General features: G+C 68.4%; 14 protein-coding genes. 5 read left to right on the top strand and 9 right to left on the bottom strand.

Annotation, left to right across the window (positions count from 1 at the left end):
• Positions 1-61 precede the first annotated feature (61 nt).
• The 3 genes from LI336_RS17785 to glpK all read right to left on the bottom strand — a co-directional run bounded on the left by LI336_RS17785 (position 62) and on the right by glpK (position 3,856).
• A complete protein-coding gene (locus tag LI336_RS17785; protein WP_227134504.1) occupies positions 62-784 on the bottom strand; it encodes an HAD hydrolase family protein in 723 nt (240 codons plus the stop codon).
• Between the two features lie 432 nt (positions 785-1,216).
• Positions 1,217-2,308 (bottom strand): DUF7973 family transport facilitator, encoded by a 1,092-nt coding sequence (locus LI336_RS17790; protein ID WP_227134505.1) that lies wholly within the window; start codon positions 2,306-2,308, stop codon positions 1,217-1,219.
• Positions 2,309-2,311: 3 nt separating this feature from the next.
• On the bottom strand, positions 2,312-3,856 hold the full coding sequence (gene glpK / locus LI336_RS17795; protein WP_227134506.1) for a glycerol kinase GlpK: 1,545 nt from the start codon (positions 3,854-3,856) through the stop codon (positions 2,312-2,314).
• 341 nt (positions 3,857-4,197) lie between these two features.
• Here glpK and glpA point away from each other — a divergent pair, with 341 nt between their 5' ends.
• The 5 genes from glpA to LI336_RS17820 all read left to right on the top strand — a co-directional run bounded on the left by glpA (position 4,198) and on the right by LI336_RS17820 (position 12,407).
• On the top strand, positions 4,198-6,042 hold the full coding sequence (gene glpA / locus LI336_RS17800) for an anaerobic glycerol-3-phosphate dehydrogenase subunit GlpA (RefSeq protein ID WP_227134507.1): 1,845 nt from the start codon (positions 4,198-4,200) through the stop codon (positions 6,040-6,042).
• Between the two features lie 3 nt (positions 6,043-6,045).
• Positions 6,046-7,473 carry a glycerol-3-phosphate dehydrogenase subunit GlpB gene (gene glpB, locus LI336_RS17805; RefSeq protein WP_227134508.1) on the top strand — a complete coding sequence of 476 codons (1,428 nt, stop codon included), beginning with the start codon at positions 6,046-6,048 and terminating at the stop codon, positions 7,471-7,473.
• Positions 7,470-8,993 carry an anaerobic glycerol-3-phosphate dehydrogenase subunit C gene (locus LI336_RS17810; RefSeq protein ID WP_227134509.1) on the top strand — a complete coding sequence of 508 codons (1,524 nt, stop codon included), beginning with the start codon at positions 7,470-7,472 and terminating at the stop codon, positions 8,991-8,993. Before glpB ends, LI336_RS17810 begins: the two co-directional genes overlap by 4 nt.
• A gap of 15 nt (positions 8,994-9,008) precedes the next feature.
• The gene (locus LI336_RS17815; protein ID WP_227134510.1) at positions 9,009-10,154 is read left to right on the top strand and encodes an AAA family ATPase; all 1,146 of its coding nucleotides are present in this window, start codon (positions 9,009-9,011) and stop codon (positions 10,152-10,154) included.
• 123 nt (positions 10,155-10,277) lie between these two features.
• Positions 10,278-12,407 (top strand): hypothetical protein, encoded by a 2,130-nt coding sequence (locus LI336_RS17820; protein WP_227134511.1) that lies wholly within the window; start codon positions 10,278-10,280, stop codon positions 12,405-12,407.
• Between the two features lies 1 nt (position 12,408).
• Here LI336_RS17820 and LI336_RS17825 read toward each other — a convergent pair whose 3' ends face one another.
• From LI336_RS17825 to LI336_RS17850, 6 genes are all read right to left on the bottom strand, one after another.
• Complete coding sequence (locus tag LI336_RS17825) at positions 12,409-12,579, bottom strand: hypothetical protein (RefSeq protein ID WP_227134512.1); 171 nt, start codon at positions 12,577-12,579, stop codon at positions 12,409-12,411.
• A gap of 441 nt (positions 12,580-13,020) precedes the next feature.
• A complete protein-coding gene (locus LI336_RS17830) occupies positions 13,021-15,870 on the bottom strand; it encodes an oligosaccharyl transferase, archaeosortase A system-associated (protein ID WP_227134513.1) in 2,850 nt (949 codons plus the stop codon).
• A gap of 198 nt (positions 15,871-16,068) precedes the next feature.
• Positions 16,069-17,532 carry an oligosaccharide flippase family protein gene (locus LI336_RS17835; RefSeq protein ID WP_227134514.1) on the bottom strand — a complete coding sequence of 488 codons (1,464 nt, stop codon included), beginning with the start codon at positions 17,530-17,532 and terminating at the stop codon, positions 16,069-16,071.
• Positions 17,532-19,088 (bottom strand): alkaline phosphatase family protein, encoded by a 1,557-nt coding sequence (locus LI336_RS17840; RefSeq protein ID WP_227134515.1) that lies wholly within the window; start codon positions 19,086-19,088, stop codon positions 17,532-17,534. The genes LI336_RS17835 and LI336_RS17840 overlap by 1 nt, the downstream gene beginning before the upstream one ends.
• A gap of 80 nt (positions 19,089-19,168) precedes the next feature.
• Positions 19,169-20,629 carry an oligosaccharide flippase family protein gene (locus LI336_RS17845; protein ID WP_227134516.1) on the bottom strand — a complete coding sequence of 487 codons (1,461 nt, stop codon included), beginning with the start codon at positions 20,627-20,629 and terminating at the stop codon, positions 19,169-19,171.
• Positions 20,626-22,167 (bottom strand): alkaline phosphatase family protein, encoded by a 1,542-nt coding sequence (locus LI336_RS17850; protein WP_227134517.1) that lies wholly within the window; start codon positions 22,165-22,167, stop codon positions 20,626-20,628. The genes LI336_RS17845 and LI336_RS17850 overlap by 4 nt, the downstream gene beginning before the upstream one ends.
• Positions 22,168-22,295: the final 128 nt, after the last annotated feature.

A 22,295-nucleotide genomic window follows, 5' to 3' on the forward strand; every position in this document is an offset into this window, starting at 1 on the left:
CGGCGGCCGCACGCTTCCGCGTCCAGCCGAGGCGCGCGCTGACGTGGTCGGTGCTCGGTCCTCAGGCGTGGCGGTCGCGGACGGCGTCGAGCGCGGCGAGCGTGCCGTCGGCGTGCGCAGCGTCGAGGACGGTCGTGGCGGCGGCGCGCGCGGCGTCGTCGGCGTTCGCGACCGCGTAGCTCTCGTCGACGCGCTCGAACGTCGAGACGTCGTTCTCGCTGTCGCCGACGGCGACGAACGCGGCGGGGTCGCGACCGACGGCGTCCGCGACCCGTTCGAGCGCCAGTCCCTTCGAGACGTCGTGGGGCTTCAGGTGGTACGCGTACCCGGTGTCGACGAACGCGAGGTCGTGCGCCGCGGCGAGCTCGCGGAGCGGGGCCGCGGGGACGTCCCGGCGGACGGCGAGCTCGGTCTCGCGCCAGCGGTTCACGAGGTCCGCGACGCCCCAGCCGAGGTCGTGCCCGGTGTCCCTGATGGCGGCGGCGACGTCGTCGATGCGGTCGCCGGCGTCGTGCACGTGCACGTCGTCGTGCGCGACGGCGACGCCACCGTTCTCGGCGACGACGAGGTGCTCGACGTCGAAGAAGTCACAGAGCGCGATGGGGTACGGGAACGCCTTTCCGGTGGCGAGGACGACGGGCGCGGGCCAGTCGTGGATGGGGTCGAAGACGCGCGGGTCGATGCCGTGCCCGCTCGGGCGGGTGAGCGTGCCGTCGATGTCGAGGACGAGCGGTGGAAGGTCGCTCGCGGCACCGTGGTCGTCGTCGCGCTGGCGGTCGGTCATGCCACGTGGTCGGGGCGCCTCGCAGGTAACTCTTTCACGATGCGACGCCGCCGCCTGCCGACTCTTTCACGATGCGACGTCGCTGCTTGGCGTTCGAGTACTCGCGAAAGAAGGAACGCGGGCCGTCGTGGTGGGCATCCGTCAGGTCCCGCGGGCGTTCGCGAAATCACGCGAACGGCCGCGGAGCCGCGTCGGTGTGGCTGCGAGCACGACGAGGCGTCGCGGTGCGACGCCGGGGCGCGGTACGGTGCGACGCCGATCCGGGTGGCGTCGCGCGAGACGCGTGGGCGGCGTGATGCGACGCACTCGCGTGAGCGCGCCGAGAGACGCTGTGGTGGTGGTGGCGTGCTATGGGCACGCCGCCCTCGGGCGTCGGTCGGCCCGCGCGAACGACCGCGTGCGTTCGCCGGGCCAGGGATCGTTACGCGAGCTTCATAGGTAGCCCGCGGTCGGGATGACGCCGGCGATGGCGAGGACGCCCACGATGAGCATCACAAGTGCAATCGCCATCGCGGGCGGGTCGACGTGCGTCCCGGAGTGCGAGTAGAACACGCGCTGGGTCGCCTCGCCCGCGAGCCCGCTGACCATCCCGAGGACGCCCGCGGCGATGAGGACGACGGGGTCGCTCCCGACGGTCTCCGCGGCGACGACCGCACCGACCGACCCGAGGAGGGTGATGTGGTGCGTGACGGGGATCTTCTCCACGCCGAGCTGGAGGAACAGCAGGCTGATCGCGGAGATGGCGTACCCGAGGAAGATGCTCCCCGTGCGGAGCCAGAGGTAGCCGCCGAGGACGCCGCCGACGAGACCGATGGCGGCGACGCCACTCCACTTGTACTGGTGGGGGAGCCACGGTTCGGTCGCGAGCCGTCCGGCGTGCTCCTGGGTGCCGCCGTCGGCGGCCATGTGCGGTTCCTCGCGCTCGAACGGCGTCATGTCGAAGAAGCCTTTGCCCTGTGCCTTCCCGACGATCGGGTACCCGAAGACGACGCGGGCGAGGAACGCCGAGGCGACGACGGTCACGGCGATGGAGTCGGTGAGGCCGAAGCCACCGAACGCGAAGATGCCGGCGAAGATCCGGTTGAACAGCATCCCGAACACGCCGAAGATGGCGCCGACGGCGAGGATGTCGGGCTTCGTGCCGAACGCGTACAGGATGTTCTTCCCGAAGTGGTAGTCCCAGTCGTCGGGCTCCATCTCGGGGTACTTCTTCCCGGCGTACGCGGAGGCGGCGACACCGCCCGCGAACGCGACGTGCGGGCCGGTGACCATCCCGAACCCGATGACGCCCGTGATACCGGTCGCGAGTTCACCGGCACCGACGTCGCCGACCGCCCCGCCGACGTTGTTCCGGAGGATGGCGAGGCCTTCGCCGAGGAACACGACGAACCCCGTGAAGATGAACGCGGGCAGGGCGCCGATTGCGGCGCCGAACGCGCCACCGGCGAGCGCCGCGATGACGAGGACGACGAGCTCGGTGACGGTCGCGTCGATGACCGGGAGCTGGAGGAGGATGCTCTGCATCGGTCAGTCACCTCCTTCGTCGCGCGCCCAGTCGAGCGACCGCTCGACGGCGTCGCCCCACCGGCCGTACTTCTCGTCGGCCTCGTCGCGATCCATCTCCGGCGAGAACTCGCGGTCGACCTGCCAGTTCTCGCGGAGCTCGTCGACGGTGTCCCAGTAGCCGACGGCGAGTCCGGCGGCATACGCGGACCCGAGCGCGGTCGTCTCGTCGACCTCGGGACGCACCATGTCGCTTCCGATGATGTCGGACTGGAGCTGGCAGAGGAAGTTGTTCTTGACCGCGCCACCGTCGACGCGGAGGCTCGTCATCTCGACGCCGGAGTCGGCCTCCATCGCCTCCGCGAGGTCGCGCGTCTGGTACGCGATGCTCTCGAGGGTCGCACGGACGAGGTGCTCCTTGCGCGTGCCGCGGGTCATCCCGACGATGGTCCCGCGAGCGCGACCGTCCCAGTGCGGGGCGCCGAGCCCGGTGAACGCCGGGACCATGTAGACGCCGTCGGTCGAGTCGACCGACCGCGCCAGTTCCGCGGTCTGGGCGGCGTTGTTGATGAGGTCGATGTCCTCGAGGAACTCGATCGCGGCGCCGGCGACGAAGATCGACCCTTCGAGCGCGTACTGGACGGGTTCGCCGGACAGCTGGAAGCCGATCGTCGTGAGCAGGCCGTTGTCGGACGCGACTGCCTCCTCGCCGGTGTTCATCAGGTAGAACGCGCCGGTGCCGTAGGTGTTCTTCGCGTCGCCCTTGTCGAAGCAGGTCTGTCCGAACAGCGCGGCCTGCTGGTCGCCGAGCGCGCCGGCGACGGGAATCTCGGCTTCGAGGAAGCCGTCCGGATCGGTGTGCCCGTAGTAGTCCTCGTCGGAGGACGGCCGGACCTCGGGCACCATCTCCTTCGGGACGCCGAACTCGGCGAGGAGTTCGTCGTCCCACTCCATCTCCCGGATGTTGTACAGCATCGTCCGGGAGGCGTTACTGACGTCCGTGATGTGATTCCCCGTGAGGTTGTAGATGAGCCACGCGTCGATCGTGCCCATCAGGAGTTCGCCGTCGCGAGCCCGGTCGCGGAGGTCGCGGGCGCGACTGCTCTCCATCTTGAGGGGCTCGGCGTTGTCGAGGATCCACTCGGTCTTGGTCGCGGAGAAGTACGCGTCGCACTCCAGGCCGGTCTTCTCCCGGATCTCCTCGACCTTGCCCGCTTCCTGGATCTCCTCGACGCGGTCGGTCGTCCGCCGGTCCTGCCACACGAGGGCGTTGTGGATGGGTCGCCCGGAGTCCTTGTCCCAGACGATCGTCGTCTCGCGCTGGTTCGTGATGCCGAGCGCTTCGAGCTGGCTCGCGTCGAGTCCGGCCTCCGAGAGTCCCTCGAGGACGACGGCTTGAGTGTTCTCCCAGATCTCGACCGGGTCGTGCTCGACCCAACCGGGTTCGGGGTAGATCTGTTCGTGCTTCTCGTACGCGTTGGCGACGACCTGGCCGGCGTGGTCGAAGACCATGAATCGCGTGCCGGTCGTTCCCTGGTCGATGGCGCCTACGTAGGTGTTGTCTGTCATTGGTGTGACCCTGTGAGCCACGGCCCTGCCCCATGCCTTCGCGTGCCGGTCGGTCGCCCGACCAGCGCACTGTTACTGGTGGTGCCGTGTTGGGAGTAAACAACTGGGACTATCGTGATAAACGTTACCCAACGGGTAATGCTGCGGTTCGACCAGGCTAGACGCGTCGAGAGAGACCTATAGCCAGTCTAGGCCCCTCCGAGTGCGCGAAATCGTTCCTGAACTTTCGTTGTAGTCTACGCAACACAATTCGCTGGCCGGCAGTATTTTCCGCTAGATACTGGAGATGCCCCGGCGTCGATAAAGTCAAGTGGCGACGGGCCGAGGTTGGAGACGAACGGATGTCACGTGATACCGAGGTTCTCGTGCTCGGCGGCGGGTCGACCGGGGCGGGCGTCGCGCGCGACCTGGCGCGTCGCGGCGTCGACGTCACGCTCGTCGAACAGGGGAACCTCACACACGGCACGACCGGTCGCATGCACGGGCTGCTCCACTCGGGCGGCCGGTACGCCGTCTCCGACCAGGCGAGTGCGAGCGAGTGCATCGAGGAGAACCGCGTCCTCAGGGACATCGCGAGCCACTGCGTCGAGGAGACCGGCGGCCTGTTCGCCAAGCGCCCGGAGGACGACGAGTCGTACTTCGAGGAGAAGCTCCAGGGCTGTCGCGAGTGCGGTATCCCCGCAGAGGTCCTGACCGGGCGCGAGGCGCGCGAGCTCGAACCGTACCTCTCCGAGGACGTCGACAAGGCCATTTCGGTACCCGACGGTGCGATCGACCCGTTCCGGCTGGTCGTCGCGAACGCGGTCGACGCGGAGAACCACGGCGCGCGCATCGAGACCCACACCGAGGTCGTCGACGTCCTCGTCGAGGGCGGCGCCGACTCGTCGGCGGGCGCGAGCGACGGCGACCGCGGCGACGTCGTCGGCGTGACGGTCGAGCACCACGCGGGGTCGGGCAACCGCGTGCACGGTGCACCCGGTGAGCGCGAGGACATAACCGCGGAGTACGTCGTGAACGCCACGGGTGCGTGGGCGGGACAGATAGGCGACATGGCGGGCGTGGACGTCGCGGTCCGCCCGTCGAAGGGCGTGATGACGGTGATGAACGTCCGCCAGGTCGACACCGTCGTCAACCGCTGCCGGCCGAAGGGCGACGCGGACATCGTCGTTCCCCACGAGACGACCGCCATCCTCGGGACGACCGACGAGGAGGTGAGCGACCCGGCGGACTACCCCGAGGAGGGTTGGGAGGTCGACCTCGTCATCGACCAGCTCACCGAACTCGTCCCGATCCTCGCCGAGGCACGCACCATCCGGTCGTTCTGGGGCGTGCGGCCGCTGTACGAGCCGCCGGACGTCGGGAGCCAGGACCCGACGGACATCACGCGGGACTACTTCCTGCTCGACCACGAGGAGCGCGACGGCCTGCGCGGGATGTCGAGCATCGTCGGCGGGAAGTTCACGACGTACCGGATGATGGCCGAGGAGATCAGCGACCACGTCTGCGACCAGCTCGGCGTCCGCGGACGGTGTACGACCGCCGAAGAAGCGCTCCCGGGGAGCGAGCATCCCGCGAGGCTCGACGCGGCGATGGACGACTTCGGGCTGCGGTCGCCGATCGCGCGCCGCAGCGGCCAGCGCCTCGGCTCCAGGGCCGAGGACGTCCTCGATACGAGCGGCCCGAACCCGGTCGTCTGCGAGTGCGAGGCCGTCACGCGCGCGGAGGTGAGTGACGCCATCACGCAGTCGGGGAGCGACCTGAACGCGGTCCGCATCCGGACGCGCGCGTCGATGGGGAACTGCCAGGGCGGGATGTGCTGTCATCGGATGGCGAACGTCCTCAGCGCGGACTACCCGGAGGCGACGACGCGCGGGGCGTGGGACGAGCTCGTCGACGAGCGCTGGAAGGGCCACCGGCACGCGCTCTGGGGCGAACAGCTCTCGCAGGCCGCGCTGAACACGTTCCTGCACGCGACGACGATGAACCGCGACCACGACCCCGCGGGCCGGCATCCCACCGGCGGCAACGGGAGCGCACCGGGCGACGACGCCGCCGATACGGGCCCGGGTGCGGTCGACGTGGACTTCGCGGCGTTCGACGCGGGCGCGGCGACCGACGGCGGTCGCCCGACCGACGAGGCGAGCCGCGGCGGCGGTGCGGACGGCTCGCGGAACGGGGGTGCCTGAGTCGTGGCGATACGCGACGACGTCCTCGTCGTCGGCGGCGGCCTCGCAGGCATGACCGCCGCGCTCGCGGCCGCTCGCGAGGGCGCGAGCGTGCGCGTGGTCACGGATTCCGAGAGCACGCTCCAGCAGGCGAGCGGGCTCGTCGACGTCCTCGGGTACCCGACCCCGCACGACGACGCCGACGACGCCGGGAACCGGACGCCCGTGGCGAACCCGTTCGACGCCGTCGACGCCCTCCCCGACGACCATCCGTACCGGCTCGTGGGCGTGGACGCGCTCCGCGGCGGGCTCTCGGTGTTCGACGACGCGACCGGCGACCTCTACCGGGGCGGGCACACCGAACGGAACGCGCTCGTCCCCACGGTCGGTGGAACGGTGAAACCGACCGCGCGGTATCCGGCGAGCGTCGCGCCCGGGCTGGCGAGCGACGACCGCACGACGCTGCTCGTCGGGTTCGACGGCGACACGGACGTCGACGCCCCGAACGTCGCGGCGCACCTGCGCGCCGCCGGCGTCCCCTTCGACGTCGGCGGGGTCACCGTCGAGTTCCCCGGCGACCTCGACGGCACCGACCAGCAGACCAGGCTCGCGCACGCGCTCGACACCGACGAGGACGGCGTCCGCCGTCGACTCGCCGAACGCGTGAAGCGCTCGCCGAAGCGCGCCGGCGACGACGTCTTCGGCGAGGGTGGCGACGCCGACGACGGCGCGGCAGTCGACGGGTTCGGCGACGTCGACCGCGTCGGGTTCCCGGCCGTGCTCGGCCGTGCTCGGCCGCGGCAGGTCCGCGACGCGCTCGCCGAACGCCTCGACGCGGCCGTCTTCGAACTGCCGCCAGCGCCGCCGAGCCTCCCCGGCGTCCGCCTCCGGTACCGCCTCCGGGACGCACTCCGCGAAGCGGGCGTCGCCGTCACCACCGGGAACCCCGTCGTCGACCACGACGTCGAGCCCACCGAGGGAGCCGGCGGCGACGGCGCCGAGAACCCCGCACCGCGCATCACGACCATCTACGCCGACCGGAACGGCACGAAGACCCCCTACGAGCCGGATGCGGTCGTGCTCGCGACCGGCGGCCTCGTCGGCGGCGGCATCGACAGCGAACGCGACGCGGTGTACGAGCCCGTGTTCGACTGTCCCGTCGCCCACCCCGAGGACCGCTACGACTGGAGCGACGCGGACGCGTTCGGCCCGCACGCGTTCGCTCGCTTCGGCGTCCGCATCGACGCCGACGGGCGCGTGCTCGGCGCCGACGGCGCCCCGCTGTACGCGAACCTCACGGCCGCCGGCGGCGTCGTCGGCGGGTACGACGCGGCCGCGGAGAAGTCGGCGAGCGGCGTCAGTCTCGCCACCGGGTACGCCGCCGGCCGTACCGCCGTCGCCGCCGCATCGAGCAGCCACCCGACGCCGACCGACGTGACCGCAGACCGATGACAGACGAACCTCAGCCACACGACGACCAGGACGTACAGGACGACCACCACGCGTGCAGCGGGTGCGGGTCGACGGACGACGCCGGTGACACCGCGAAGACCGACGGCGGCACCGCGGTCGACGACGCGGGCGGTGGTACAGCGACCGACGGCGGCGCGGCAGTCGATTCGGGCGACGGGTTCGAGCCCATCCAGGTGTTCCCGGAGGCCGAGGACGCCGACCTGCGGCCGGGGTCGGACGACTGCTACAAGTGCTCGACCTGCGACACCACCTGTCCCGTCGCGGAGGTCGACGAGGACTTCCCCGGCCCGAAGTTCCAGGGGCCCGAACAGTGGCGGCTCAAGCGCAGCGAGGACCACGACATCGACGACTCCATCTCGAAGTGCAGCAACTGCATGCGGTGTGATAGCGCGTGTCCGAGCGACGTCCCGCTCAGTCAGATGCACAACACCGCTCGCGCGCAGTACGTCGACGAGCAGATGGACAAGACGAGCCTGAAGTACTGGCGGAATCGCCTGCTCGCGAACTACGGGACGATGGCGCGACTCGGCTCGACGTTCCCCAGGCTCACGAACGCCGTCATGGGGAACTCGCTCGTCCAGCAGGTCAACGAGAAACTGCTCGGTATCACGGCCGAACGCGAGTTCCCCGAGTTCGCGACCGAGACGTTCCGCGCGTGGTACGCGAAACGCGGCGGCGAAGCCACGTCCGTCGAGAACGCTCGACGCGCACGAAAGCGCCGCGGCGACGACCCCGACGCCGACAAGCGCGTCGCGTACTTCCACGGCGACTACGCGAACCACAACACGCCCGAGGTCGCGAAGGCGCTCGTGCACGTCTTCGAGTCCTTCGGGTACGCCGTCCTCGTCCCCGAACAGCGCTGCTCTGGGACGCCGATGTTCGCGAACGGCATGCTCGAGGACGCCCGCCGCGCCGCGAAGGTGAACGTCGGGAACTTCTCGGAGCTCGTCGAGGACGGCGTGGACGTCGTCTGCTCGTGCACGAGCTGCTCGATGGCGCTCCGTCAGGAGTACCCCGAGCTGTTCTCCATCCCCGGGACCGCGAAGGTCGCCGCGAACACGTACGACGCCGTCGAGTACCTCCGCATCAACGAGAACCTCGACGGCGAACTCGCCGCCGCCGACACCACGACCGACGACCTCGGCGTCGACTCGTTCGCCTACCACGCGCCCTGTCACGCCCGCAACCAGGGCCTGGACGGCCAGACCGTCGAACTCCTCTCGCAGCTCGACGACGTCGACGCCGAGGACGTCGGCGACTCCTGCTCGGGCATCTCCGGCACGTACGGCTGGAAGACGGAGAAGTACGAAACCTCCATGAAGATCGGCGAGGAGATGTTCGAGCACATGGAGGAGGCGGACGCGACGACGGGCATGACGGAGTGCCCGACGTGCGCGATGCAGATGGAGCACGGCACCGGCTACGAGATAGAACACCCGCTGCAGGTCCTCGAAGCCGCGCTCGTCGACGGCGCAACGGCCGAGGACGAGGCGGCCTGAACGGGGTCGTTCGCGTTGAACGTCCGCGACAGGATCGCGCGTCGCCGCCGCCAGAACACCGCCGGGAGTGGCGTCCTCGTCGACCCGATCGAGCTCGCGCCGATCACGCATCCGGACGAACCGGTCGGCCGCGGACCGACCATCGAACGCCTGCTGGACGCGCTCGACCCCGTGTTCGACGACGAACCCCCGGGCGCTGCAGCGGTCTGCGGGCCGTCGGGTAGCGGGAAGACCGCCATCGTTCGGTCGTTGTTCGGCGCGCTCGACACCGTCCTCGGCCGACGCGGGCAAGCCATCGGGACGACGACGCGTGCGAGCACGCCACTCGACGTCCGGTTCGTCGTCGTCGACGGCCGGTACGCCGACAGCGAGTTCCAGGCGTACCGGCGACTGCTCGCCGCACTCACCGACGACGCCGTGCCCGAGGGCGGCGTGAGCACGGACGCGCTCCACGACCGACTCGTCGAGACAGTCGGCCGGCACGACGCGGTCGTCGTCGCCGTCGACCACGTCGACGAACCCGGGACGCTCGACGCCGGCGTCGTCGCGAGCCTCGCGGACGAAGCCACGTTCGTCCCGTGGTACGTCACGCGCGACCCACTCGACGCCCGCCAGCTCGCGCCCGGAACGCCACCCGCGACCACCGTCCGCTTCGACCCCTACCGGACCCACACCCTCGTCGAGGTCGTCACCGAGCGCGCCTCCCGCGGGCTCGCCCCGAACGCCCTCGACCACGAGAACGCGCGCACCGTCGCCAGGTACGCCGACGGGAACGCCCACGACGCGCTCGCGCTCCTCTACGACGCCGCCGCACGCGCCGACGCGGTCGACGCCGGCCGCGTCCAGTCCCACCACGTCGAAGCCGCCGTCGCCGCGTTCCCCACCGACTCGGTCTCGGTCGCTCGCGCACTCGCCGAACCGGCGAACCACCAGCGCGTACTCGCCGCGCTCGTCGCACTCGACGTCGACAGCCCGACGCTCCCCGCCGCCGCCGAAGCCATCGCGGCACGCACCGACCTCACCGAGAGCACCGTCACGCGATTCCTCTACGAGCTCGCGAACGTCGGCCTGCTCGCCCGCACCCCCGGCGAGGACGGCTCCAGTACCGTCACCCCGCGGTTCCCACCGGAGCTCTTCGCCGCGCTCCACACCGCGACGTAACACCCGACCGCCAGCCGTCATCCCACCGAGACGGCCGATCGACAGTAGACAGCACGCTGACACCCCCCGAGCGTTTTATCCACGCGGCCTCGAAACGTTGACCCGATACGCGGTGGGTGGAGCATGGAGATAGCGTTCCGACCGACAGCAGACCCCCCGGGGGTGGAGATAATCGACCCGGTCGAACAGCGACATCTCCGCCTTCAGACGTCCACTGACGTCACACCAACGGCAGTGAGCACGGACGCGTTCCGATTCCCCGTCGACGCCGCCGTCGAAATCGAGACGAGCGTCCTCCGGTTCGAACAACGCGAAGACGTCCACGTCCACGACGCTAACGGCGAGGTCGTCGCGAACCTCCAGGAGCAGTCCCACGTCACCATCGACGGTGACACCGCCCCCTACGAACTCGGGATTCATTCCTCGATCCAATTGTACTGCCGCGTCGATGGACCGTTTACTATCGACCAGGGGTTCGACAACTTCGAGATCACGTTCCCGTGCGAGTCTCGCGTCGTAATCGCCGCGCGCACACTCCACGAACGTCCCGCCGGAACCATCGTCACGACGCCCGACGAGCGCGGGCTCGCCGACGCCATCTCGCTGTTCTCGTCAGCCCTGAAGACCACGTCGCCCGAGCGCTCGTTCCCGACGCTCCGCGGGCATCCGCCGCTCGTCGAACTCGGCGACGAATCCAGCGTCCCCGAGGGCATCGAACCCACGGAATCCGACGTCACCATCGAGGTCCCAGAATCCTACCGGCACCTGCTGACGGTCGCGCCACTCTCGTATTACCTCGCTGCCGATATCGAATTTGCGGACGCCGCGCGCCTCGTCACCGAGGACGGGTTCGCGCTCGACCTTGGGACCGGGCAGGCGTTCGAGGACACGGTCGCACGCACCCTGAAACAACAGTTCTTGCTTGACTGCGTCGTCCGCACCGAAGGCCTGTTGCCCGCGGACCTCCACGAACGCAAGCAACTGGAGGCCGAGTTGCCGTTCGACCTCGCCGCGACGTACGAGTGCTCGGTCGGCGAGCGTCTCCGTCGGTACGCGCAAGTGCCCTTCGACGTCGTCGAACCGGAACTCCCACGCTGGCCACTGACCGCACACGTCCCTGCCGACCCCGACGCGATCACGTTCCTCCCGTTCGTCGTCAGCGACATGGGCGTCGTCCGGAAAGCAACCGGGACGGTGTCGACGCACACCACGACGACGACTGACAACTCGACCGCTGTCCTCGGCGACTCGATACCCGACACCACCCCCACGGGGAGTGACGACACGACCGCGAACGCCGTCGCGGACGAAGCAGATGAAGAGCCGATGACGCTCCAGTTCGTCGAACCCGACCACACGGGCGAGTCACTGGAGCACGCGTGGTTCGGCGACCACATCCCACAGGGTGCATCGATGCCGACGATGGCCGCATTCGAGAACCAACTCGACCGCGGCGACCGGGGAGACTCGATAGAGATCGTGGTCGTCTGCAACGACCCCCACATGATAGACGAGCAGACGAGCCTGGAGAGCGCGTACGGCGACCGCGACGAACTCCCCTACGACGTCACGACGAAGTTCGGCCTGTCCACGGACGCGCTCGCGGACTTCCTCACGGGCGACACCACCGACTTCCTGCACTACATCGGACACGCCGAGCGCGACGGGCTCCGATGCATCGACGGGAAGCTCGACGTCCGCGAGCTGGACCACGTGAACGTCCAGACGTTCCTCCTGAACGCCTGCCAGTCACAGGCCCAAGCGATGGCGCTCGTCGAACGCGGCGCGTTCGGGGGCGTCGGTACGCTCGGCGACGTCGTGAACGACTACGCCATCGAGATCGGGAAGATGTTCGCCCACCTCCTGAACCTCGGGTTCCCGCTCCGGTCGGCAATCGACATCGTCTCGAACACGTCCACGATCGGCGCACAGTACCTCGTCGTCGGCGACGGCTCGGTCGATATGGTCCAGAGCACCGGCGGGAACCCGCTGGTCTGCGAGGTCGCGGGCGAGGGCCGGTTCGAACGGGATGTCCAGCTAGAAATCTACCCGACGAGGTATTACGGCCTCGGGTCACAGACCTCGCCGACGCTAGATCACATCGAAGATGCATACATCGTCCCAGCACACACTGCGAGCTACACGGTTCCCTACGACGAACTACGAGAGTACGTCGCCTGGATGACCTATCCGCTCAACGTGAACGGAGAGTGGCGCTGGAACGGTGATTTTGGAGAAGCTAACCTCGACTGATTCAGGGACCGGGCGTCGTCGTCGTCCCGCCGGTCGGGTCGAAGCCACCGCCGAAGTCAGCGAGCCCGCCACCCATCGCGCCGAACGCGGCGAAGACCGCCATCGTCGCCAGGGTCGTTGCGAACTGCGGGTTGTTCTGTGCCCACCGCCGTGCTGTCTCGATTAGGGACATCGTGGTATGACGTATCGTACCGATTACTATGAAAGTATGCTTTGTTTTCTGACGTGAACGTCATTCATACTGCCGTAACTATTACTAATCACCCATGCTTCCAGCCCATTTCAACTCGATTAGCTCGTGATTACGACCATCGTACTGACCACATTCATACAGATGCGTACGAGAGGATTCCGGTTTTTTCCCTGATATATTTGGCTCGATGCCCGAGCGACCAACACGCTACCACAGACCACTCGACACCGCCGAGAACGCGGCATCCAACCAGGGACCGACCACCCCCACATAGAGAACACGAAGCAATCACACGGGACTCCACACCCACGACGCCGTCAGGACCAACCAAGGACCGAACCCCAGCAAGCCAAGAACAGCAGCGAGGAACTGAATCGGTCGCAACCAGGCAACCAGCGAGAAACTCAATCGGTCGCGGCTTCAGGCGGGTCGCGCTGGAGCACCGACGAACGACGACCCCGCCGGTACCGGTCCGGCGTCGCTGACGGCCGCACTCGAGTCGTCGTCCGACTCCTCGCCCGCAGCTGCCGTCGACGCGTTCGAACCACCCGACACGTCCACCGTGATGGACTCGCCGTCGAGCACCGCCGACTCTGGCACCGACACCGTCGTGATACCACCGTTCTCGACGTTCAGCGTGTACACGCCGTCGGCCTCGATGACCGAATCAGTACCGCCCTCGCTCGGCGACACCGCGTCGTTCGTCGCGTACGGCACCGTCACGACGAACTCGCCGTCCTCGTTCGCCTGCGCCGTCTGCTCGTACGTGAAGTTCGTCCCGGTCTGCGTGTTGTTCAACGTCAACGAGACCGTGACGTTCGCGCCCGGCGACGCCGACCCCGAGAGGTCGGCGCCCTCGACGCGCTCGAACGTCTTCACCGACGTCGCCTGCCGGACGTCGTGCACCACGAAGTCCTGGCGCTGCTGGAGCAGGAAGAAGTTCTGGATCGACCGATTCCCGCCCACGTTCCCGATGGACGACAGGAACGGCTGCTGGACCACCTGCCCAGTCTGGGGGTTCAAGCGACTGTACGTCACGAGGAGCTTCCGCTGCTGGGAGGAGTGCACGAGCCGATAGTGCTCGAGACCGTCCGCGTCGTCCCAGTACAGCTTCGCGAGCATCGTCTCCTGGTACCGGTCACTGAACGTCTGGTACGGCACCGTCAGATTCTGGCCGCCCAGCGTCGCGTTCTGACTGTTCCGCGAGAAGTACTCGCCCGCCGGCGGACCACTCCACGTCGCGATGGCGCCGAACTTCCGCGTCGCCATCTGGTAGTCGATCGTCACGTAGCGCGTGTTCTCCGCGCGCTGCTGATCGGTCTGCTCCGCGATCATCTCGCGGTAATCCGACGTGGTGTAGTTGTCGATGTTCCCTTCGCGCGGACTCAGCGACGGCAACGCCTCCAGGAGGACGTTCGCCTTCGTCTCGTTCTCGTAGAGGAAGTACCGCGACGCGGTACGCGCCCCAGCCTGGAACGGGTTCGCGTGCGGGATGCGGTCGCCACGCACCGTGATCCAGTGCCCGTAGTCCCACCAGGACATGATGCCGTACGCGCCCTCGGGGTACTCGAAGTCGTCAGTCTTCTCGTAGGTCCCGTACTTCTCGAGCCCCTCGATCTCGGGGGTGCCGTTCTGCATCCAGTCCGTCGTCGAATCCCACGACGTCACCGTCCGCGGCGCCGGGCCGGTTCCCTGCGCGCCACCGGTGACCTGTGCGTGCACGTCCGTGCTCGTCATCGAGATGCCCGCAATGGGCGCGAGCGGCGCGATGACGAGCACGATCGCGGCGAGCACGACCGAGACGTGGTAGAACTGGATGTCTTCGAGGTCGAACGACGCGTCGATGTTCACGACCTTGAGGAGTTCACCGACGAAGTACGCGTTCAGGACGGCGACCGGCAGCACGAGGTAGTAGTTGAAGCGCTGCTGGGTGAGCGTCATCATGAACACGAACACCGTCCAGATGGCGACGAACACGTACTCGGCGCGGAGGCGTTCGGTGACCGCACGGTACGTGAGCGCCCCCAGGCCCGCGATCCCCGTGATGTACGTGAGGCCGTAGAGGAGGACGAGACTGCGGTTCAACCGCTGGAGGTAGTTCGGGCCCATCTCGACGAGCGCCTGCGCCTCACCGATCGTGAGGACGGTGTCGCTCTGGCCGAGCGTCAGGACGCGCTCCAGGTTGTTCTGGATGCTGCCCCACGCTTCGGGGAGCACGAAACTGAAGACGACGGCGCCGACGAGCGCGATGGAGAGCGCCGAGAACGGGAACAGGGTCCGCGAGAACCCGCTGTCCTCCCACTGGCGTGCGAGCCAGACGAGGAACGCACACCCAACTGCCACTGCCAGCGTCAGGAGGACGTGCAGGAGCGAGATGGCGCTCGCGGAGAACCCGAACTCGTCGAGGCGGACGAGCGAGAAGACGGCGGCGGTCGTCATCGCGACGACGCCGACGTACCCGATGTGGTCCGGGCTACTCCCGGTCGCGTACTTCGCGCCGAGTGCGATCAGGAAGAACGTCCCGATGATACCGACGAGGACGATGGCGGGCGGCCACACCCAGACGTACAGCGAGATGGCGACGCCAGCGGCCACGCTGTACAGCGTCGGCTTGCGGAGCGCGTCCCAGTCGCGGTCGACGACGAGCTCGTAGATCGGTTTCTCGGTCTCCGCCACGTTCAGTGCGACCATGAACGCGAGGACGCTGATGGCGTGGAAGAGGACCTCTGCCGCGTGGTGGTCGGCGAAACCGGCGGTGGTCCGTGCGAGGAACGTCCCCGGAAGGAGGGCGAGGACGGCGACGCCGAACAGCGCGCCGAACCGACCGGTGAGTCGCCGCCCGACGAAGTACGTCGGGACGGCGACGGCGGCGCCGATGACGGCGGGCGCGTACAGGAGCGTCGTCGCGATCTGGCGCTGGCTCGGGTCGCCGAGGCCGACGACGAGCGCGGCCGTGGCGACGAGCTGGTCGTAGAGCGTCCCGAACTGCGAGTTCGAGACGCCGTAGGGGAACTGCGTCCACGGGTCGAACGGCATCGTGGACGGCCAGTTCTTGACGGCGTACGTCGTTTCCCGGAGGTGATACCAGGCGTCGTTCCCGCTGAAGTAGACGCCGTCCGGCCTGATGAAGTTGTCAGCCGGGAGGATACGCAGCCACAGCATGAACCCGACGAGGGCCGCGAGGACGGGGACGTGGTAGTACTCCCTGAAGAGGTCCACCACGGACTGGCCCTCGATGAGGTCCTGGCTGGTCTCGGTTTCGCTACTCATTGACCGTGCATCGCCGGGAAACGCGCATAAGCCTTATGAAAAGGTTATTGCCAGAAGCCGGGTGTGACGCCGGCGGTTTCCCGTCGCCTGCTTGCGTTTCTGGTGGGGTTCTGGATGCGTGATACGTGGTGCGGACTGCTCGTCGGGTGCGGACGGTCACCCGACGTCGGCGGCGAGGCCGACGGCGACGACGAGCGCTCACCGGACGTCGGTAAGGAGGTCGCTGGCGACTGCGCGGGCGTCGACGCGGACGCGTTCGCTGAGTGCGAGGAGGACGGTGAAGTACGTCGTCGCGCCGATCGCGAGGACGAACCCGAGTCGGAGTGCGCCGTGGGCGGCGCCGAGGGCGTCGACGACGATGGCGACGACGGCGGTCATGAGGAGGGCGGCGAGGAGTTCGGCGCCGACGTCGCGGAGCGCGTTGAGGGGGATGCGTTCCTCGAGCAGTACGAGGTTCGCGGTGACGCTCGCGCCGAACGCGAGGACGGTGGCGATGGCGACGCCCCAGGCGTCGTACGCGATGGTGAGCGGGATGGCGGTGACGGCGTAGGCGACGACGAGGACGACGCCGCTGGCGGCGTACAGCCGAGGGTTGTCGGTGCCGAGCGAGAACCGTTCGAGGCTCGTACGGTAGCCGTTCAGGAGGTTCGCGACCGCGAGCAGGGGGACGAGGGCGTTCGCGAGGCCGACGACGCCGAGGAGTGGGAGCGTGGTGGTGCCGGGGTTCTCGCCGTACAGCGTGAGGAGGAGGTCGTTCCCAACGATGGCGCCGCCGGCGGCGACGGGAATCGCGACGAGGCCTCCGTACGTGAACAGGGCGGCGAACAGTCGCGCTATCTCCGCGTCGTCGCCGGCTTCGGTGAGTTCGGAGAATTTCGGGAAAGACACCTTCGAGAGCGCGGACGCGAACAGCGTCGACGCCTCCGTGATCTGGAAGGCGTTCTTGTAGACGCCGGTGGGGCCGGCGCCCGCGAACGTGCCGAGGATCACGTAGTCGGCGTGCTTGAACAACTGGTCGGCGACGACCTGGACGTACGCGTACTTCGAGTACCCGAGGAAGTCCCTGACTGCGTCGAGCGTGGGTGGATTCGGGACGACGCGCGCGTACCCGAGGTAGGAGACGAGGAACGTGAGCGTCTGGCCGGCGACGAGCCCGTAGACGAGGCCGTGAACGCCGTAGCCGTCGAGGACGAGCGCGGCCTGGATGGGGACGACGATGGCGTGCCGGCCGCTGTCGAACGCGCCGGCGAGCGCGACGCGCTGCTTGCCTTCGAGGAACGCGCCAGAGAGCCGGAACAGGCCCCACGAGAGGACGCCCGCGGGGACGAAGAGCGCGACGTCGACCCCGACGACCGCGTTGATAACGTCGCGAGCGACGAGCGAGACCACGGCGACCGCGGCGGTGCCGACGCCCACGAGGAGCGCGCCGGTCGTGAAGTACGCCGCCTGGTCGCGGCCCTCGCTCACGCGCTTCGTGAGGACCGCGAACACGCCGAACGTCGCGAGACTCCCCGCGACCATCTGGAGGCTGACGAAGACGGCATACGTCCCGACGCCCGCGAACCCGAGTTCGCGCGTGAAGTAGAGCGTGCCGAGGAACCCGGCGACGGTACCGAGGACGTTCGTGACGAAGCGCTTCGAGGTCTCGACCCCGACCGCCATCACTCGAGGTAGCCGAGCTCCCGGAGCCGGTCCTTGACCTCGTCCTCCTGTTCCTCGTCGTCGACGCCACCTTCGGTGACCGCGTCGTCGCCGACGAACGCGTACGTCTCGGGGTCGCGGCTGGCAGGGTCGCTGTCGGGCGCGAAGACGTCGAGGACGTCGCCCGTCATCGTCTCCGGGAGCCGGTAGTCGAGCGCGTGCAGGACCGTCGGCGCGATGTCCGTTATCTCAGCGCCCTCGACGTCGCCGTCGCGGAACGACGGCCCGCGAGCGAGGAAGATGCCGTTCCGGGCGTGCCCGCTCGTGTCGACCGCGACGAGGTCGTCGTCGACGTCGAACCGCGAGGTGACGTGGACCTCGGGCGTCTCGACTATCATCGCGAGGTCCGGCGTGTGGTCGCCGCCACGGCCCAGGTCCTCGAACCGCACGTCGATACCGGCGGCGGCGGCCGCATCCGCGAGCGCGTCACGCGCGCGGTCGCAAGTGTCGGCGGCCCCCTCGGGGTCGTCGGCGAGCGCGTACACGAGCGCCGTCTTCTGGCCCTGGTCGACGACGACCTCGGTCTCGTCCCAGTCGATGCGACCCATACTGATGGCGTTGTCCAGTCCGAGGTCGTCTCCCGTCGGGAGGCTCGCGACGGTGCTCGCCGGAACCACCTTCCGCGCGAACCGCAGCAGGCCGAGCCGCCCGAGGACGTCGCTCGCGACGTCCCGAAGCGACCCGAGCGCGGCCTGCCTCGAGTCACCGGACTCCGTGAGCGTCACCAGGCCCGCGCGTTCGAGGACGCGGTTCGGCGCGAACTGCTCGCGGACCTTCTCGAACCCGTGGTCGCTCATCACGACGACGTCCTCGTCGGCGTGCGCGTCCAGGAACTCGCCGAGGTGCTCGTCGACGCGCTGGTACACCTCGAAGACCGCGTTGTCCGTCGACGCCGGCGGGACGCTCTCGGCGCCCCAGTAGTGGTGCGCGATGCGGTCCGTGCCGCGGATGAGGCCGACCGCGAGGTCGGGTTCCTCCTCCTGGATGAAGTGCTCGAACGCCTCGAAGCGCTTGTCGACGAGGTCGAGACTCTGTTCCACGTACGCTCGCGTTCCCGGCTCCTCGTCGTTCCGGAGCTTGTAGCCGTCGACGAGCTCGACGAGTTCGTCCCAGCGCTCGGGCGGATGCGAGTACGCCTCCTTGTACTCCGGTGCCGCTGCGATGATGGTGCCGTCGATGGCCTGCCAGGGGTACGACCCCGGGATGTTGAACACGACCGACCGGCCGCCCTGGTCGTCGACCGCGTCCCACATCTTCCCGGGAACGAACTCGTCGTGACTCAGGTCGTTCTCGCGGGTCCCGCGGTTGAAGTGCGAGAACCCGTACATGTCGAGCGTCGTCGGGTCGCGACCGGTCGCGAACGACGGCCACGCCGGCACCGTTATCTCCGGGACGGTACTCTCCAGGTCGCCGGAGACGGATTCCTCGCGGAGTCGTGCGAAGTTCGGGAGGTGGCCGGCGTCCACCCACGCGTCGACGAGCGTGAACGTCGCGCCGTCGAGTCCGAGGACGATCATGTCCGGGTAGAGGCAGACGGTGCTCAAAAGGGGTTTGGTCGGCTCGCGACCCCAGCCGCGTCCCGAAGGCGGTCCGGGGCTCAGACGCCGACGACGTCACCGAGCCCGAGGTCTCGGAGGACCGACCGGACGGTGAGTCGGAAGTGCGAGCTGAGTGCGACGAGCGCCGCGAAGTAGACGACGCCGCCGACGCCGACGACGGCCGCGAGCACGAACGGCCCGTCGATCGCGACCGCGTCGTTGAGCGCGTACACGACGCCGAACATCAGGAGACCCGAGACGAACTGTTCGAGGAGCGTCCGCGGGAGCATCACGCGGTCGAACAGCCGGTAGGCGACGACGAGGTACGTCGCGGTCCGCGCGGCCTCCGCGACGATGGTCGCGACGACGACCCCGGTGAGGCCGTACTCGAGGCCGAGGAAGACCGCCAGGGGCGCGTTGATCGCGAGCGTGAACAGGCTGACGCGGAACCGGATGTCGGGGCGGTCCATGCCGTCGACGACGTTGTCGAACGGCATCCGGTACGTGTTGAACAGCTGGAAGACGGCGAGGAGGACGAGCGCGGTCGCGCCCGCGGCGTAGTCCGGGCCGAACACGATACCCATGAGGGCTTCCGGCATCGCGAGCGCCCCGAAGAGGATGGGGATGGCGAACAGCGCGGTGTACGACAGCGAGTTCATGAGGTCGTCGCCGACGTCCTCGTCGATGGACGTCAGCCCACTGGCTTTCACCGTCAGCGAGTCGCTGATGCTGATGGCGATGAACCCCGCGGGGACGGTGAGGCGGAGCGCGGGCTCGTAGAGGCCGACCGCGGACTTCCCGACGACGACGCCGAGGATGAGGACGTCCAGTCGCATGTAGAGGTTCTGCGTGAGCGAGTTCGGGACGCTCCAGCGCGCGAACTCCCAGACGCTCGCCGCGGTCTCTCGCGTGGGAAGCCGGGGGCGGACGTTCGCAGCGACGACCACGCCAGCGGCGGTGACGAGCGTCGCGAGTACCAGCCCGTACATGAGCCCCAGCACCCGCATCCCCATCAGGAGGAACGCGACCTGGAACGCGAGCGTGAACACGCTCCGCACCGAGTCCGCCCAGAACGACGCCCCGGGATTCCCGATACCCGCGTAGAGCCGGTTCGACAGCGAGAACAAACCCAGGGAGCCGACGATACCGACCGCGCCGAGCGCGAACGCGAACGGCCCGATCTGGTCGCGGAGGAACGGATGCCCGACCACCGCCGCGCCGAGGAGGACGACGGTGTAGACCGCGACCGTGAGGACGCCGAACCCGAAGTACTCGCCGGGGTCGACGTCCACCTCGCTCACGCGCTTCTTGATGGCGTTACTGAACCCACCGGGCACCTGCACGGTGAGCTTCGCGATGGCGAGCAGGAAGTAGTACTTCCCGACGCCGTCGACGCCGAGGACGCGCGCGAACAGGACGACGCCCGCGAACCCGACGAGCGCGAGCAGGAACTTCGCGCCCATCGCGAACGCGGTCTCCCGGCCGAGACTCAGGGAGGTGGTGTCCTTCTCGCCTTTCATTCGAGGTACCCGAGGTCCTCGAGGCGGTCTTGGACCGCGTCGTCCCGGGCCGCCTGGTCGTCGTCGCTCGCCCCGCGGACTCGCGGCGTTGGCACGGCGTCCGCGTCCATCGTCGACACCGACGGCGGGTCAGCGAACGCGTCCTCGAGGACGCGCCCGTCGAACTCCGGGGACAGCGGTTCGCCGAGCGCCGCCAGCAGCGTCGGCAGGACGTCCACGATGCTCGCGTCCTCGACGTCCGCTCCGTCCTCGAACAGCGGCCCGGTCGCGGCGAAGATACCGCGATAGCGGTGGTTGTAGTTGTTCGTCGGACTCGCGTACCCGCCGGTCGGGGACTCCAACCGGGTCGGATAGCACCCGGGTGCGGGCCGTGCGATGACGTCCGGTGCGTCCGCCCCCGGGTCCGCGTACGCTTCCTCCGGCAGGAGGACGTCCCGGAACAGGGCGTCCCCGTCCTCGTCCGTGAGCGCCGCGAGCTCGTCCCGGAGCGTCCGACGGAGCGCGTCCGGGTCGTCGACCGTCGGATGGTCGAAGCGCTCGTCGTTCACGAACACGCACCCGTACCGGAGCTGCCACGCCGTCGAGTTCTCGTAGTCGATGTCCAGCCGTGCCGCGTCCTGGAGACTCTGCCCGACGTCCGTCGCGATGATGTAGTTGTACACCTGCCGTATCTTCTCGTAGAGGAAGTCCGAGTGCTTCCCGACGAACTTCGCGACCTCCACCGCCGTCCCGGTCGCGGAGAGGTCCCCGTCGTCGGCGTCCGCGAGGTACCCTTCGTCGTGGAGGTAGTCGTTGATGTGGACGTTCGTGTGCTTGCGCTCGAACCCGTGGTCGCTCATCAGGACGACGTTGTCCGCCAGCTCGGCGAGGTCAGCCGTGCACTCGTCGACGACCGACAGCAACTGGTCGTAGTAGCGGCCGCGGACGTCGTCGTCCGAGAAGTTCGAGAGGAGGTGGCCCGCCCAGTCCGGCGTCGAGAACAACACGAACCCGAACCGCGGGTCGTACGTCTCGAACGCCTCCCGAGCGAACGCTCGCCGAGCGCGCGTTATCTCGCAGACGTGATCGAAGTACGCGTCCGGGTCCTTCTTCAGCGCCTTGTCGTGATCGAGGATGTAATCCTGGAACGCCTCCAACTCCTGGAGTTCGGCGGGCACCGCGTCCGCCTCGTCCTCCGCGAGCATCGCGGACACGAGATGCGTACCCGCCGCAGTCGGCGTCCGCCCCACCGACGCCGGGAGGTTCACGAACATCCCGTCCTCGACGAAGTCGTACGCCGCCGCGTCCGTCTCGTTCGTCGTCAACGGACTCGACTCGTAGTTCGAGTGCTGCTGGATCATGTTCGTCAACCCGTGGGACCCAGGGTCCTTCCCCGTCGCGAACGACGTCCACGCCGGCAGCGTCGTCGGCGTATCCACACTCATCAGATCGCCCGAAGCACCGTCACGAAGCACGCTCTCGATGTATTCCGGCTCGATCCCGAACCGGTCTATCATGTTCGTCGAGAGGCCATCGAGACCGATGACGAGCAACTCCATCTTGCCTAAGCCTCCTCGAAAACGAGTATCAACCTGTCGATATCCACGGTCCCCGAGTCGAAGCACGAACCCGAACCCCAGACCGAACCACCGCGCGACCCGTACGCGGCAGCCTCCCGGACGCCGTA

It is taken from the genome of Halorubellus salinus (genome assembly GCF_020567525.1).
Classification (GTDB): Archaea; Halobacteriota; Halobacteria; order Halobacteriales; family Natrialbaceae; genus Halorubellus; species Halorubellus salinus.